Origin of the sequence: Pseudomonas sp. B21-054, from assembly GCF_026016345.1 — a bacterium.
Classification (GTDB): domain Bacteria; phylum Pseudomonadota; class Gammaproteobacteria; order Pseudomonadales; family Pseudomonadaceae; genus Aquipseudomonas.
Map to the genome: position 1 here is coordinate 4,093,469 of NZ_CP087204.1, position 15,947 is coordinate 4,109,415.

13 protein-coding genes are annotated in these 15,947 nt (G+C 57.4%); 3 read left to right on the top strand and 10 right to left on the bottom strand.

Features of this window, described 5'->3' with window-relative positions; translation table 11 throughout:
* Positions 1–9: 9 nt before the first annotated feature.
* Together treS and LOY70_RS17835 are read right to left on the bottom strand one after the other, a co-directional pair.
* The gene (gene treS, locus LOY70_RS17830) at positions 10–2,076 is read right to left on the bottom strand and encodes a maltose alpha-D-glucosyltransferase (RefSeq protein WP_265038108.1); all 2,067 of its coding nucleotides are present in this window, start codon (positions 2,074–2,076) and stop codon (positions 10–12) included.
* A gap of 226 nt (positions 2,077–2,302) precedes the next feature.
* Positions 2,303–3,280, bottom strand: coding sequence for an AraC family transcriptional regulator (locus LOY70_RS17835; RefSeq protein WP_265028702.1), 978 nt, complete (start codon positions 3,278–3,280; stop codon positions 2,303–2,305).
* A gap of 100 nt (positions 3,281–3,380) precedes the next feature.
* Between LOY70_RS17835 and LOY70_RS17840 the strand changes: the two genes are divergently transcribed.
* Positions 3,381–4,628 (top strand): MFS transporter, encoded by a 1,248-nt coding sequence (locus tag LOY70_RS17840; protein ID WP_265028703.1) that lies wholly within the window; start codon positions 3,381–3,383, stop codon positions 4,626–4,628.
* A 17-nt stretch (positions 4,629–4,645) separates the two neighbouring features.
* Here the strand turns inward: LOY70_RS17840 and LOY70_RS17845 are convergent, their stop codons facing one another.
* The 3 genes from LOY70_RS17845 to LOY70_RS17855 are packed head-to-tail and all read right to left on the bottom strand — an operon-like array spanning position 4,646 to position 7,719.
* The gene (locus tag LOY70_RS17845) at positions 4,646–6,610 is read right to left on the bottom strand and encodes an FUSC family protein (RefSeq protein ID WP_265028704.1); all 1,965 of its coding nucleotides are present in this window, start codon (positions 6,608–6,610) and stop codon (positions 4,646–4,648) included.
* Positions 6,610–7,518, bottom strand: a complete 909-nt coding sequence (locus tag LOY70_RS17850; protein ID WP_265028705.1) for an HlyD family secretion protein — start codon at positions 7,516–7,518, stop codon at positions 6,610–6,612. Before LOY70_RS17850 ends, LOY70_RS17845 begins: the two co-directional genes overlap by 1 nt.
* Before the next feature lie 12 nt (positions 7,519–7,530).
* Positions 7,531–7,719 carry a DUF1656 domain-containing protein gene (locus LOY70_RS17855; RefSeq protein ID WP_265028706.1) on the bottom strand — a complete coding sequence of 63 codons (189 nt, stop codon included), beginning with the start codon at positions 7,717–7,719 and terminating at the stop codon, positions 7,531–7,533.
* A 146-nt stretch (positions 7,720–7,865) separates the two neighbouring features.
* On the opposite strand from LOY70_RS17855, the gene LOY70_RS17860 reads away from it, so the two are divergent.
* Entirely contained in the window at positions 7,866–8,663 is a 798-nt protein-coding gene (locus LOY70_RS17860; protein WP_265028707.1) for an AraC family transcriptional regulator, read from the top strand.
* Positions 8,664–8,750: 87 nt separating this feature from the next.
* Here the strand turns inward: LOY70_RS17860 and rtcA are convergent, their stop codons facing one another.
* Together rtcA and LOY70_RS17870 are read right to left on the bottom strand one after the other, a co-directional pair.
* Entirely contained in the window at positions 8,751–9,782 is a 1,032-nt protein-coding gene (gene rtcA / locus LOY70_RS17865) for an RNA 3'-terminal phosphate cyclase (RefSeq protein WP_265028708.1), read from the bottom strand.
* Between the two features lie 4 nt (positions 9,783–9,786).
* Entirely contained in the window at positions 9,787–11,013 is a 1,227-nt protein-coding gene (locus tag LOY70_RS17870; RefSeq protein WP_265028709.1) for an RtcB family protein, read from the bottom strand.
* A 204-nt stretch (positions 11,014–11,217) separates the two neighbouring features.
* On the opposite strand from LOY70_RS17870, the gene rtcR reads away from it, so the two are divergent.
* A complete protein-coding gene (gene rtcR, locus LOY70_RS17875; protein ID WP_265028710.1) occupies positions 11,218–12,846 on the top strand; it encodes an RNA repair transcriptional activator RtcR in 1,629 nt (542 codons plus the stop codon).
* 196 nt (positions 12,847–13,042) lie between these two features.
* On the opposite strand, the gene LOY70_RS17880 is transcribed toward rtcR, so the two are convergent.
* The 3 genes from LOY70_RS17880 to LOY70_RS17890 are packed head-to-tail and all read right to left on the bottom strand — an operon-like array spanning position 13,043 to position 15,930.
* A complete protein-coding gene (locus LOY70_RS17880; RefSeq protein WP_123413524.1) occupies positions 13,043–13,486 on the bottom strand; it encodes a PaaI family thioesterase in 444 nt (147 codons plus the stop codon).
* A 36-nt stretch (positions 13,487–13,522) separates the two neighbouring features.
* Positions 13,523–15,217: a fatty acyl-AMP ligase gene (locus LOY70_RS17885; RefSeq protein WP_265028711.1), complete on the bottom strand. Its 1,695-nt coding sequence runs from the start codon at positions 15,215–15,217 to the stop codon at positions 13,523–13,525.
* Positions 15,199–15,930, bottom strand: coding sequence for a thioesterase II family protein (locus LOY70_RS17890; RefSeq protein ID WP_265028712.1), 732 nt, complete (start codon positions 15,928–15,930; stop codon positions 15,199–15,201). The genes LOY70_RS17885 and LOY70_RS17890 overlap by 19 nt, the downstream gene beginning before the upstream one ends.
* Positions 15,931–15,947 lie beyond the last annotated feature (17 nt).

Consider the following 15,947-nt stretch of genomic DNA (forward strand, 5'->3'; position numbering starts at 1 on the left):
TGCCGAGCCCTAGATCATCGGTGAGCTGCTCACCACCCGCAGCGCCAACCCCTCGAACGCATCCAGCGTAATGGTGAATTCGCCTTCAGGCGTCAGGTCACCTTCGACCCGTTCATTAATGATGTCGACCACCGGCCCCGGTGCGATATTGGGCAGGTGCAGGGTTTCAGTGATCGGGGTCGAACCGAAGTTCAGCGCAGTGATTTGCGTACCTTTGCCGGCCGGCAATTCGTGAACCATGATCAGCAGTCCCGGATGCTCGACGTCCGGAATCAGTATCTGGCGACTGGCGGCGATGTCATAGGCACGGCGCGCAGCGAGGATTTTGCGCAACTGCGAGACGAACGAGTCCGGATCTTTCAACTGGCTTGGCAAGCTGCCGTACAAGGTCTTCGGACGTGGCATCTGGCCGGCCGAGAATGCCGCATCAGGGTTGAGATCCACCAGATCGTAGGCACCGCGATGAATCCAGCGCGTGTCGCCGTCGCCCATCAGATGCTCGACCTGTTCGGCCGGCAACGGCAATGCGCCGACCAAGTCCCAGCCAGACAATGCGAACACGCCGGGTTGCATGGCGTTGTACATCACCAGCAGCAGATGAACCTGGCGAATCTGTTGGATGTCTGCCGTTGTAATGGCGTCGAGATCACGGATTCCCAGCGCTGCGGTGATGATGCTCGCGGTGGTGCAGGACACGCCGTTGGTGACGAATTTCAGATTGTAGGGCGCATGCTCGCCAGTGAGGCGTTCGTACATCTGCTCGCGGATGTGCTCGCGCAGGATGCTGCCGGGAAAGGTCTGGCCCTGATAGAGGTAAGTATCGTGCGCGTGCAGGGTCCAGAAGTGCACCAATTCCAGGGTCAATTCATCATGATTCTGCAACGCATGAATCAGCGAGCCCGGATCGATGCCGAGGGTGTGCATCTGCCGCAGCATCAAGCGCAGGAATTCGGCATCGCCCATCAGCAAGGCGTGCTGGTAGGCGGGTCGGGTGATGAAGTCGTAGGAGAGATCCGCCCCTCCGTGGGACATGGCGGCGATATCGTCCACGGTCAGGTTCAGTTCCTGGAAACTGAAGCCGCCGGCCTTGCGAATCGCTCCAGCGAGCAACTGGTTTCCGGTGATCGATAGCGGATGGCTTTCGGACCAGGCGGTACCCTCGAGTTTGCGCTCGACGCCAAGAAATCCGTTGGCATCCAGACGGAGGATTTTCGCCCCCGAGACATCGATGGCATGCAGCGCGTCCCCAATGACCATCTGCTGAGCGGCAAAGGTCGGGTCCAGCCAGTTCAGCGAAGGTTGCCCTTCCTTGAAGTAATGCAGGTAGACCCAACGACGCGGCTTACCGTCAACGCCCATCACCACCGGTGTCGCACTCCAATCGGTTTCCTTGACCCCTGGTTCGAAGAAGATCACCCGTTGCAACTGCCCGACGATGTAATGCTTGTCCCGCAGGATGTCGACCTGCTGCGGAGTGAGGTTCTGCGCATCACGCCCCTCGGCAATGTCGGGCAGCAGCGGCCAATCTTCCTCGCGGATTTCCACCATGTGGTAGAGCCCCGGATAATCTTCATACGCCATTTCGGCCAAACGAAAATCCGCGCCTTTGCCGGTATGAGACGGGATGACATCCTCGATGACGACCGCATTGTGCGCGGCGGCCATTCGGGTCAATGCTTGCAACTGCGCCTCGGTGCCCAATTGCGGGTCGAGCTCGAAACTGATGCGGTCAAAATTGCCGTCAATCGTAGGTGTGTAGTCAGTGCCCGAAAGGCCACCGGACCTTTTCAAAGGGCCATTGTGGATGCCCTGGATACCGATTCTCGACAGCGCATGCCATAAGGTTTCATCCCCCAGCGCTTCAAGCACAGTGCCATTTTCGCCGGTAACGATGGAGGCCGGGTACGCGGTGAACCACACCGAAGCCAATGCCGAGGCGTCGCGAGGCCGAGTATGCGCATAGGGCTGCTGCCACATTCGGCCCTGGCCCGAGTAGAGCTTGGCGCGCTTCCTCGCAGCATTGAGCATCGATTGTTCGACCAGCCAGTCGACATGATTTTTCTCGGCTGCCGTCATGGACACAATCACCTCCGTCATGGAAAAAACCGCAGTCGCCCCTCTCCAACCGAGGCGCCGCTCGTTTTCATATGAGGCCACCACGCGACATTCGTTGCATCGAATCAGGAGAAAGCTGCGAGGCACAATCGGCCAGGTCAGAGCGAAGCTCGATCGGCTGCAAAACAAGCAGCGGCAGGGTCATCGTCAATGCCATTGCAGTTCGGCCGGACCTACCTGGCGCCGTTCATTCCACGGGCTCACTGCTTCGATGTGCCTGTCGACTGGCCCCTGGTGGCAGGCCATTGATGCGCTTGAATGCACGGCTGAATGCCGCTTGTGAGGTATAGCCCAAGCGTTGTGCGACAGCATCGATCGACAGGTTGTCCTGCGTCAGCCATTGGCTGGCGATCCGCATCCGCAGTTCGGTGGCGTATCGCAATGGAGGTACGCCAATGGTGGCTTGGAACCGTTGGGCGAACACGGAGCGCGAAACATGGGATTCGGCCGCCAGCTCGGCCACCGTCCACTCGCGCCCGGGTTGGCGATGCAGGGCAAGGATAGAGCGTGCCAGGCGCGGATCGCGCAGCGCGGCCATGAGCCCTTGCGCACTTTCCGAACCCTGCTCGACCCAGCCTCGAACGAACAAGGAGGCAGCGACTTCCGCAAGCCGCGCCATGATCCCGGCATACCCGATGCGTCCAGCGCAGATCTCACGCTTGATTGAATCGAGTATCGCCCCCAGCCCTGGATAACGTTGACCACCGGTGTCCGCCACCATGACATTCGGCATCAGCTTGCCTAACGCCCGCATGCCGCCAAGGTCGAACTCCATGCAGCCATAGAACAGGATCGCACTGGGCGTGGAAAGTGTGCTCGGACAAGTGTTCACCCCGCTGACAGCCTCGCCCAAGGGGGCGGCATCAAGTTGGTCGATAGGCTGGACCGTGGCATCCAGGGCGGATAGCAGTTCGTGCCCATGGCCTTGCGGCACCAATACTGCGTCACCTGCCGAGAGGTGATGTATCGCGTCATCACCTGTACGCAGGATGGCCGTACCCACCGCCAGATAATGAAAGTAGGCATGGGCCGATTTGTGTTCGAAACCCAAGCCAAAGCTCGGCCCCGTTTGAATACGGCGGTACTGGACACCGCGTAGTCGCATCCCCGTGAGCAGTTCGCTCATCAGTTCAGAAGACAGGGCGAATTGTGCTGATTCAGTCATGTCAGGGGTTTCGATCAAAAGACTAAGAGCCAGCATCATAGATCATCCTGACGCTCAGCCCTAGAGTGTGTCTCACGAACACTTTCCAAGGATGCTTGAGATGATTAGCAATGCGCTTGATGCCGCACCTGGCAGCGTTACTGGAGCGGAGCCGACGACCCCGGCATGGACGGCGGTTTTTTCCCTGGCCATGGGGGTCTTTGGCCTGCTGACGGCTGAATACCTTCCAGCCAGTTTGCTAACGCCGATGGCTTCGGATTTGAGCGTCTCCGAAGCGCTGGCCGGACAGGCCGTGACCGTCACCGCCGTGGTTGCGTTGTTTGCCGGGCTCTTGGTGCCAGGTCTTACCCGCACGCTTGACCGACGCACCGTCTTGCTCGGTTTCTCCGCGCTGATGATTGCCTCCAACTTGCTGGTGGCCATGTCATCGAGTCTGGTGGTCTTGTTGTTGATGCGAGTGCTGCTTGGCATTGCGTTGGGTGGGTTCTGGAGCATGGCGGCTGCCGTGGCCATGCGGCTGGTACCGGCGAAATGGGTGCCCCGGGCGCTGTCCATCATCTTCAGCGGCATCGCCGTGGGAACAGTGGTTTCCGTTCCGCTGGGCAGCTACTTGGGCGGTCTCTTCGGCTGGCGCAGTGCCTTTTACGCGGCAGCGGCGGTCGGCGTGCTGACGTTGATCTTCCAATGGTTCACCCTACCCCGCATGGCGCCTCGGAAAATGGCACGCACAGCCTCCGTGCTGGAATTGCTCCGCCGTCCTGGCATTGCTATTGGTATGCTCGGATGCGTGCTCGCACACACAGGTCAATACGCACTGTTCACCTACATCCGTCCGGCACTTGAAAGCGTTGTACCCATCGACACCGATGGCCTGGCTTTAATGCTATTGGGCTTCGGCGCCGCCAATTTCGTCGGCACACTCGTGGCGGGTTGGCTGATGGAGCGTAGCTTGCGCCTGACATTGATCCTTATGCCGGCCTTGGTGGCCGTGGCCGCGTTTGCCATGATCTCGCTTCCTCTCCAGGCGCCGGGACTGGCCCTTGCAGTCGCCCTCTGGGGCCTGGCTTTCGGCGGAGTGCCGGTTGCCTGGTCGAATTGGGTGGCACGCGCGGTTCCGGATCAAGCCGAAACCGCAGGCGGGATGGTCGTCGCCGCGGTGCAGTCGTCAATCGCCGCGGGAGCTGCGCTCGGTGGGTTGGTCTTCGGCTTTGGCGGCGTAATGGGCGTCTTCATCATCGCAGGCGCGGTGATGCTGCTGGCGGCCCTGATGATTGCGCTTCGTGTTCGAGTGGAGTTGCCGAAGCCTGCTGGAGGCGAACTCTCAGGACATTCGCGACTTGCGCTATGAAATCGAATTGCTGCGAGTCAACAAGGGGAACGCGCAACGTTCGCGTATTGCTCCAACAGCCAAGCCAAGTCCTGGTAACAGATCGCTAGATGATGTGCCCCGAGCCGCCTCATCGACCTTGATGTGCGCCGGGCCTGGGCAGCACTGATCGCCGGATGATGGGCATATCGAGCGATCCGCCGGGCGCCGGTTTGCGCGCATTGGGCGACGGGCGATTCAGGATCGATACCGCTCGCGTTACGCTGTAGCCGGCTCAATTGTTTACTCAGTTGCAGCGACAAATAACCCGCTTGGTAATCCTGCGGATTGTCAGCGCCAAGCAAACTTTTCAACGCGACGAGTCGGGACTGTTGTTTCGCTTGCCATTTAGGGTGATCGATATGGCTCCCATGGCGAAGTAGCCGGCGTGTGCCCTTGTGGAGTGAATGTTTCAATGCCCGAACATGTTTAGCGGGATCTTTCGGCAAGACCTGGAACGCTAATAGGCAGACGAGCATTGCAACGATCCAGGCCAGTGCTTGATTGGCGAAATCGACGAAGTTGTAAGAGGCGGTATCGCCGGTGCCCACCAAGGTATTGAACCCGATCAGGTAGGCAATTCCTTGCAGGGCGTAGCGCGGTTGGCTCGTCGCATGGATCCCGAACGACCAGAACGCTGCCAGTACCAGGAGTAACAAAGGGAAGCCGTTGATCGGTGGCATCAGCAGGAATTTGCACAACGCTGCCGCCAAAATGGCGTAGAGCGTGCCCCGAATAAAGCTGGCGATGCCTTGGGCAGGCGCGGGGGACGGCGCCAGCAGTGTGCAACATGGGCCCAGGACCGCCAGTAGCGCGGGCCCTTGATCCCAACCGCTCAGATACCAGACCGCACCCGCGGCCAACGTGGCGAGCAGCGCCCTGATGCCGTTTCGCGCCGCATCAGCATAATTGCGGTGATATCCCACGACACGTACCTGCTCACGGCGAGCGTGATCAAGGCTGGAGAAGTTCAGCAAGGCCTCGCCCAAATCCGACAGTTGTTCGTCCAAGCGTTCACTGAGCAACCGCGAGAGGTGGTTTGAGTCAGCGAAATCATCCGCCAAACTGCGCAGTTGCCTCACCGTATCGGCAGCGGCGAGAAAGTCGCTGCCGCTGTCATTCATCCGTTCACTCAGTTGCCGCAATGCCGTGCTTGTTCCGGCGAGCAACGTGGGATCTATTCCAGGGTATGAATCGTCGCTGTGCACATCGAGCACAGCGGACTGCAAATGCGCCAGACCGGCCTGAATCGCCAACTGCCGGGAGCGAATCAGCGACGATTCCCCCCGCCCTATCCCCAGTTGGTCATCCACTTTACCGATATCTATCGCGAGCTGATGACGTTGCGTCGCCAGCTCCGCAGGTTGCTCGCCAGAGAGTCTCGCTGCGAGCAGCCGAGCGCTGCGGACACAGACATCCACCAGCGAGCTTCGAACGTTCTTCTCCATCGTCTTGGAACTGAACAGCGTTACGACCAGGCTCAAGCTAAGCACCCCGAGCGCCACCGCCGTGCCACGGGTGATGATGTGATCGAAGCCCTGTTCAGGCGCGACGATGGCAGGGCCCAACGCCAGGCAGACCGTATAGCCCGCCACCACTGCCGCCGTGGCTTGGTAATGGCGCAAGACGCTCATTGCACTGACGCACAGGCCCAGCCACATACCGATGCCGAGTATGAACAGCAGCATCTGTTGAGCGAACAGCCCTGTCAGCACGAAAGCCGCGACCATGCCTACCAGGGTTCCCAGCATCCGGTAAAAGCCCTTGCCCAGCACCGCCCCTTGGATGGGCTGCACCAGCAACAACACGGTGGATGCCCCCGAGAACGGCGATTCCAGATGCAACTGGAAACCGAGCCACAGCGCCAGCCCCGCCGCCAAGAGACTGCGCAGCACGTAGGGAAAGGTGGTGGGCGTCCAGGGCAAGGGGATGGCCGCGAATAGGCGTGTCGCCAGGCGAGTCATCACATGAACGCCTGTAGCCATTGGGTGAGTCGCCAGCGCGGCGCGGCGTCCGGCTGCGTCACTTCGACACTGGCGGTCATGCCTGCCGCCAACTCCACCCCGTCTGGCACCTTGTCCAGCTCGATGCGCACGGGTACGCGCTGTGCCAACCGAATCCAACTGAAGGTCGGGCTCACCTGAGGCAAACCGCTGTCGTTGCGCAGTTCATTTGCGTCGGCGATGCCCCTGCCCATGCTTGCTACATGGCCATCCAGCAGCGGGGCAAACCCCATCAGCTTGATCGACACCGGCGCGCCGATGCGCACACCCGGCAGCTTGGTCTCTTCGAAATAACCCGTGATCCAGAAACTATGGCCATCGACCACGAATAGGTTGGTATTGCCAGCCTCCGCGTAGTCGCCGGGCTGTAGCCGCAGTTGAGTGACGTAGCCGTCCACCGGCGAACGAATCGTCGTGCGGTCCAGATCTAGCTGCGCCTGGGCTAACTGGCTGCGTGCCGCGTCCAGGCGCGCTTGGGCCACAGCCAAGTCACGCGCCGCGTTGTCAATCTCTTCCCGGGCGATGGCGTCGGCCAATTGGGATCGCCGCTTGAATTGTGCACTGCGCTGCTCGAACACACTGCGCGCTTCGGCGAACTCCGCCGCACGCTGTTGCAGGACCAATCGATAAGCACGCGCATCGATGCGATACAGCAAATCGCCCTTGGCGACCCATTGGTTGTCGTTGACCGACAACTGATCGATTTGGCCGCTAACCTCTGGCGCAATGCGGATGACCTGCGCGCTCACCCGTCCGTCCCGCGTCCAGGGCGCCAAGACATAGGCCCGCCAAAGTTGCAGGCAGAACACCAGGGCCAGCACGCCAAGCCCCAGGGTGGCGGCAGGTTTGAGGATTTTGACGATAGACATGGCCGGCCTCACTCAGCAATTGACGACCATCGCCGACACGACGATAAGCGAGACACAAAAACGCGCCAGCGCCGGGTGCCACGTCTTGTCCAGCCAACGCCGGGCCAGGCGTTCAATGAGTTTGTAGGCCAGGACCGATGCACCCAGGTAGATCAACAAGGGAGGAACGTAGAGGTTGGCAATGGAGATTTCGCTGAGCATGGCAAGCACCGGGGTTCGGAGGGTTCTAGCATTCGCCCGCGTACTGAAGGGGGGCTTGTTGATGATGCTAAGGGACTACCACTGCTGCCGATATTGAGTACACTGCCAAAATATAATCAAATTCAGACAAACACCGACGACACGCCATGGCCGAAATCCACCGTTTCCACGTCGATCAATTCGAGTACGACAACCTGTCGCAACCTGCCGTAGCCCTGATGCTGGAAACCCAGCGCAACGACAGTGAGTCCGCCGAACACAAACACCGCAAGGGGCAACTGGTCGTGGCTTATTGCGGAGGCATTGTGTGTACGGTGGAAGACGGTGTGTGGATGGTCCCGTCAGGGTTCGGCGTCTGGATTCCGGGAGGGGTCGCCCATAGCAACCGCGTCACGGCCAACGGGCAGGTGTGTTTTTTGTTCGTGGAACCCGGCGCCGCGTCGCTGCCAGATCGCTGCTGTACGCTGGCGCTGTCGCCACTGATCCTGGAGCTCATCCTCCACCTGAGTGGCCAGGCACAGGATTATCCCGCCAATTCGCGCATTGCACGGCTGGCCAACGTGCTGCTCGAAGAGCTTGAGCTGGCGCCCACGGAACAGCTTTACCTGCCGTTGCCCGCATCAAACCAGCTTCGCACAATCGCCCGGGCGCTGGCGCAAGAGCCTTCCAACCGCGCCACCATGGCGAGTTGGGCACGGCATGTGGCCATGAGCGAACGCTCGCTGGCCCGACTGATAAAAAGCGAAACCGGGCTTACCTTCGGTCAATGGCGCAAGCAATGGCAGATCATCGTCGCGCTGCAAAGCCTGGCCGAGGGGCAGTCGGTGCAGAGAACCGCTGAAGCGCTCGGCTACGAGTCAGTCAGCTCGTTCATCACGATGTTTCGCAAGACATTGGGCACCTCACCGGCACGTTACCTGCGCAATACCACGCTACGGCAATGAGCGGTAATGATGGGCCCCTAGCGCTGGAAACCATGCGCCGTTCCGACCGAGCTGAAACCGACTCCACTGCCGTCATACCCTGGCAACCTAACCCGCATGAAACTCAACAACAACGTTTCCCTGATCGCACAGTTGAGTGAAACGCACATCAACAGCGATGAACTGCTGAATCACCGCAGCGTTCGTTCGGATGTGATTGCTCAGACGCTCCGTTGTCAGTTTGCCAGCGCCGGCAATGGCCATCGGCAACATCAACTGATCCGCCAGGCGATTACCAACAGTTGCATTCGACTGAGTCCACGCCGTGAATTCGTCTACCGCCGCGTCAGCGACTTGCTCTGCGCGCACACGCGCTTGTCCAATGCTGGCGAACACCTCGGTAACGCCAGCTTTCGTGGCAGTGATCGACACCACATTACCGGGGCCCGCCTGGTCACCCAGATCGGTTACAGACAGGTCGCGTCGTTCAATCTTCAGCCTTGCCGAGAGTCGATCGAGTTCTCGGTTCCCTATCGAGACAGGAATGCCTGAAACCAGCGCTCCAGCCGAAACGATGGTGGCGGGCTCCTGCCCCCCGTCCAGTTCCAGTGGTTTGAGGGTCGAAGGTCGAACAATGGCTTCGATCAAGCCCCCTCCGCAGGGAACAAAACCATGATTGAGCAGCGTCAATTCCACCTGAGCACCCATACGCCGTATCAAAGGCAGCCACGCCTGTTCTATGAACTCGAAGGGCGGTGCCGCCGGATTATGCGTTCCGCCGGTAATCCTGACGGTACTCGGCCCATGAGCCTGCAACAGCGCAGGCAGCAGGGTCTGCAAAACCAGCATCGTGCTACCTGCCGTTCCGATCGCGAATGAATACTCCCCTGCCTTTACGTCCCCAGGCCGGAACTCGATCGCTGTCGAATTGAGTTCCGCTCCAAGGGTTTCAGCGCCGCAAATCTCAGCCGCTGCTCGTACGGCGGTCAAGTGTTGGCGCAACAATCCGGGACGGGAGCGCTTGCCGCGTATCCCGGTCATCCGGAATGCCTGGCCGGTGATCATGGAGAGACTTAGGGCGGTACGAAGCACCTGCCCTCCGCCATCGGTACCATCGATCAGAATGAGATCCTGACCCATCATTTCACCCCTTCACGCATACGACTTGGCGCAAGGTATGGACCACTTCAACCAGATCGCGCTGGGCAGCCATTACCGCATCAATGTCCTTGTAAGCCATTGGGATCTCGTCGATGACCGCCGCGTCCTTACGGCACTCGACATGGGCGGTCGCCCGCACCTGGTCCGCAACCGTAAACAATGCCTTCGCCTTGGTACGGCTCATCACCCGACCCGCACCGTGTGAACAACTGCAAAATGCTTCCTCGTTTCCCAGGCCTCGTACGATGAAACTCTTGGCGCCCATCGACCCCGGAATAATCCCCATCTGCCCTTTTTTTGCCGAGACAGCCCCTTTACGCGTGAGAAGAATGTCCTCCCCAAAGTAGGTGCCCCGCTCCACGTAGTTGTGGTGACAGTCAACGGCGATTAGCCGCGACTCAAAGGGCTTGGTAATGATCGACCGTACGGCGTCCAACACGGCGAGCATCATGACCGCGCGGTTCTGCTTGGCAAAATCCTGAGCCCACTCAACAGCCTCGACGTAGTCATCGAAGCTGGACGTTCCTTCCCGCAGGTAGGCCAGGTCCCGGTCAGGCAGGTTCACCATGTGCTTGCGCATTTCCTCGCGGGCCTTCTCGATGAAATAGGTACCGATCATGTTTCCTACACCACGGGAGCCGGTATGAAGCATCACCCACACATGGTCGGCTTCGTCCAGGCACACCTCGACGAAGTGGTTCCCTGTACCCAGCGTTCCGAGGTGTTTGCGGTTGTTGGACTTTTCAAGGCCAGGATGCTTTTCGGTGATGAGGTTGAAACGCCCCTCAAGCGCTGACCAGGCCTGATCAACAATCGCCGGCGCGGTCTCCCAAGCCCCTTTATCACGGCCGCTACGCCCCGAGGTGCGTCCGTGCGGAACCGCCTTCTCGATTGCAGAACGCAGGCCGAACAGATTATCGGGAAGGTCGCTGGCGCGTAGCGAAGTGCGGACAGCCGACATGCCGCAGCCGAGATCGACCCCGACGGCAGCGGGGATGACCGCGCCCTTGGTAGGAATCACGCTCCCGATGGTCGAGCCCTTTCCTAAATGAACGTCGGGCATGACAGCCATGTGCTTGAACACGAACGGCATCTGCGCGGTGTTCATCAGTTGTTGCTTAGCCTCTGGCTCAACAGGGACGCCTTGGGTCCACATTTTGATGGGCTTGCCGCTTTCGACTTCAAGCAGCTCGAAGGTTTGAGTGGTCATTGTTTTTGCTCCTCTGATTTCTGTTTGGGAGCTCTATAGCGAGCGGTGTGCCAATTCTACGGTTGAACGACAAAAATTCACTACTGTACTGATATTAAAGGACTTTAATTCAAACGCCGCTGAATCTTGATACCTCAAGCTATGCACTACCAGGCTGAGAACCTATACTCAGTTATCGTTATCTATCTTATGAGATATTCGGCAATGCAGGTCAAAAAGACAGTCGCCATTGGAATTCTTGGGTCAAAGCTCGACCGCGTCGGCAAGGGTGAACAGCGCTGGAACAAATGGCGCCCCACCCTCTCGCTTTGCCAACAGCCCGACCTGGTGATTGATCGCCTGGAGCTGATTCACAGTGAAGCGCGCCGGGACACCGATCTTGCCTTGAAAGTAGCGGCTGACATTGCCCAGGTCTCGCCAGAGACCGAGGTTCGCCTGCATACCATGGCGATGCGAAACGCCTGGGATTTCGAAGAGGTTTACGCCGCATTACATGATTTCGCAGCAGGCTACCCATTTGACACAGAGGGCGAGGACTATCTCGTTCACATCACAACGGGCACCCACGTCCAGCAAATCGTCTGGTTCCTGCTGGCCGAATCCCGGCACGTCCCTGCCAAGCTGATACAGACGCAACCAAGCGGCTTGCGGGATGATGAATCGGCACCGACAGGCAAACACGTTATCACCGACCTCGATCTTCAGCGCTACGACCAGATCGCGAAGCGATTCCAAGCTGAGCGCCTGGAAGGTACAGAACTGCTCAAGTCCGGCATTGCGACCCGCAACGCGGCTTTCAATCGGACGATAGAACAAATCGAACGGGTCGCCGTGCGATCCCGGGCGCCGATTTTGATTAGCGGTCCTACTGGGGCAGGCAAGTCTTTTCTCGCGCGACAGATCTACGAGCTCAAACGGGGTCGCCACCAAATCGATGGTCCGTTCGTCGAGGTGAACTGCGCCACATTGCGCGGTGATACCGCCATGTCGACGTTGTTCGGTCATACGAAAGGCGCGTTCACCGGTGCTCAACAGGCTCGTGAGGGCTTGCTGCGCTCGGCTCACAAGGGTGTCTTGTTCCTCGACGAGATCGGAGAGTTACCGCTCGATGAGCAAGCGATGCTCCTGAAAGCAATCGAGGAGAAGAAGTTCTTGCCGATGGGGTCTGACAAGGAGGTCGAGTCTGACTTCACGCTCATAACGGGCACCAATCGAGACCTGCACGAGCGCGTTATTGAAGGCCTGTTCCGCGAAGATCTGTTGGCCAGGATTAACATTTGGACTTTTGTGCTGCCCGGACTGGCCAGCCGGCGCGAGGATATCGAGCCGAACATCGATTTCGAATTGCAGCGATATGCCCGAGACCACGGCCACATGGTCCGCTTCAACACTGAAGCTCGGCACCGATATCTTTCCTTTGCTACCGCCAGGGACGCCGCCTGGCCAGGAAACTTCCGACAGCTTTCTGCTTCGATCACCCGGATGGCCACACTGGCTGATAGCGGCCGCATCGACATGACGCTTGTGGAGGATGAACTGGAACGACTGCGCCTGGATTGGCGGACACCGATCGCCTCCGACCCCTTGTCCGAGCACTTGGCAAAAGCCGGCCTTGAAATCGATTTGTTTGATCGCCTTCAATTGGAATCGGTCTTGAAGGTATGCAGCACAGCGGCAAGTCAGGCGGATGCCGGTCGCAAGCTCTTTTCACAGAGCAGATCAGCCAAAGCATCGAGTAACGATTCCGATAGAATTCGAAAATTTTTGGCTCGATTCGGCATCACCTGGAACCAAATCCATGGGCTTCTAGTGCATCATCATGGGGGAAATTGATAAGTCAGCTCGGTACGCCCGCGCCTCAGTTAACCGACAGACTGTGTTGGCTTCCCTCATCGACATAGATGTGGCTCAACCGTCCATGTTGATCGAACAGGTCGTTTCCACACAGCGCGCCTGAGCAGCGTGCGAGTGCCGTCGAGGGCCTGCGCAAGGCCAGTGCCGCGCGGCGCGGCGCTGGAGGACGGGCGAATCATACTTTCAAGGGGATATTTCGCATAGTAACCAGCGCAGTGGCGCAGAGGGTTTCCTTGCCTTGTTTTACGGCAAACAAATCGGCAGCCGCAACCGTAGTGCTGTTCGATGCGTTGATGACTCTTCCCCTAGCCAATAATTTTTCGCCATCAGCCGGGGCAATGAGCTTGACGGTGAAATCTGTAGTCATATTTATCCAGCCTGGCGGCAGCAAGGTCCCGGCGGCCGAACCTCCCGCAAAATCTGCCAACGCTCCGATGATGCCACCTTGAAAGTAGCCATTGTGCTGAGTGAGTTCCTTGCGCGCTGGTTGTTCAATTTCACAATGACCTGGTTTCAAATAATTATAATGAAACCCCAGTAGTTTTGCCGCTGGCATACTGAGCACTGCGCCTTGGACGTGCTTGTCAAAGTCAGGATTGCTTGCAACGAAATCTTCCATGGTATTCTTCCTTTATATCTGCAGTTGCGAACGACACTAACCTAGCCATCGTTCAAGTTTTTTCTCTACGTATTGAGTGCGGATTGCATTTCGCATGATCTTGCCACTACTGGTTTTCAGTAGTTTTCCAGGCTTTAACAAAACAATGTCATGGGGAGTAATTTCGTTATTTACAACCACCGCTTGGCGGATGATTGAGACTATTTCTTCCTCCACGATTTTCTTTCTCCATTCCCTTCGCACTTCTTGAACAATAATCAGTTTATCTTCAGCATCCAACAGGGAAAACACCGCGCACGCCGAATCTTCCAAACTATGATGAGCGCCCGAAACATTATGCTCGATATCATGTGGGTAATAGTTCCTGCCACGGATAATCACCATGTCCTTTATTCGACCAGTTACATATAACTCTCCTTGGTGAATAAATCCAAGGTCTCCGGTACGTAAATAAGGCGGTTGAATGTCTCCTGATAAACGATTGGCGAAGGCATCTGCGGTGATAGTTTCCTGATTCCAGTACCCTCCAGCAACATGGGGACCCGCTATCCAGATCTCGCCAATCTCCAACGGCGGGCGAGCTATTCGAGTTACCGGATCAACAATTTTTATGTTTGTCCCTGGCAATGCCTTACCCGAACTCACCAATGCTTGACAGGAGGCGGCATCCGTCAACAGAATCTTTCCATCACGCAGCGCCTGCCTGTCCACGGTCAGGGTAATCAGGCCCGATCCTTTGACGCCTCCTGACGCTTGTAACGTGCATTCGGCCAAGCCATAACAGGGATACACAGCCTCCCTACTAAAACCGTATCGCTTGAATGCAGCTTGAAACTCACTCATTGTGTCGATACGGATGGGTTCGGCACCATTGAATGCCACTTGCCAAGTACTCAGATTCAGCTCGATATCCGGTTCTCGCTCAAGGGCTTTAATACATGCACCAAAAGCAAAATTGGGCCCACCGCTTGTATGCGCCTGATAAATAGATATTGCTTGAAGCCAGCGTAATGGCCAGCGCATGAATGTTACGGGTGACATCAGAATACTGGTTGCACCGACAAACATCGGCTGGAAAATATTCCCGATGAGACCTTGGTCGTGATAATGCGGAACCCACCCTACGACGGTAGAAGCTTCGTCATGACCGAACGCATCGCGAATCATTGCCTGGTTCGCAACAATATTTGCATGCGACACCATGACACCTTTAGGGGTGGATGTGGAACCTGACGTATATTGAATAAACGCCAAATGCTCAGCGTCGACTACCGGATAGTCAGGGAGGGACGAAGATTGCCCCCCTTCCTTGTCGTCCACCTCAAGCCATGACAACGACTCTCGATAATCTTGATCCTTAAGAGAGCTGCTGAGGGCCTTTAGAGTAATGATCAAACGTGGGGAGCAATCATCGATGATGCCTTGTAGCGTGCGTTGCGAGCGTTTTTTATTAGGTGGACAGAGGGGCACAGCAACCACTCCCGCGTACAGACAGCCAAAAAAAGCGACGATGAAATCAAGCCCTGCCGGAAATATTAATAACGCTCTATCGCCGCGTCGGGTTCTCTCTGCCAGACGACCAGCAAACTGCCTCGCCTCAGCTCTCAACTGTGCGAAGGTCAGTTCTTTTTCCATCAATAATTTTTCAGAAAGAAAAATATAGGCCGGCTTGTCCGGGTAACGCTCGCTATGGCTGTCTAAGCAGTCCGTCATCAAACGAAATTTTTGCATTCAATCCTCTTGGTGCCTGATGCACTCAGTGAGTGATGAATTATGTCGATTAATTCTTGCGGCCGGAAACAGTGGAAAAAGTGGTTGCCGCTCAACTCATGGAAGTTGAAGTCCCCGGTAGTCCTCTCCTTCCACGCCATTAGCTCGCCACTTTCAACCACAGGATCATGAGTGGCATAGATAGCGCTAATAGGACATGTCAACGTATGCATAGGACGGAATTGATAAGCTTCCAACAGGGCCAAATCACTACGAATGATCGGTATAAGCGTATTCAACAGCCGACTGTTAGTGCCGATGGCGTCCGGAATACCGCCATAAGCCAATAACTCATTCAGAAAGGCTTGGTCCGATAGGTCGTGGATCGGCGCCAAGCGTGCTGCCAACTGTGGTGCGCGTCTACCCGAGACAAATAGATGCGCCACTTGAGCAGTATTGCGAATTGAAAGCTCGCGAGCGACTTCATAAGCCAATACTGCCCCCATGCTATGGCCATACAAGGCGAGTGGCTGATTCTCATGACTGAGCTGTTCGGCGATATGAGCAGACAAGCTGCCGACATCAGTAAACCGGGCCCTTTGGGCAGGCCCATCGAAGCATCTTGGTTTGATCCTTCGAATGGTTTCTGAGAGGCAGCCCCCCCAGCCATTATAAGTCGCATTACTGCCACCTGCGTGGGGAAAACATATCAGGGAGATGTTTTGTGTATGCATTTCACCTTATCTCGGGG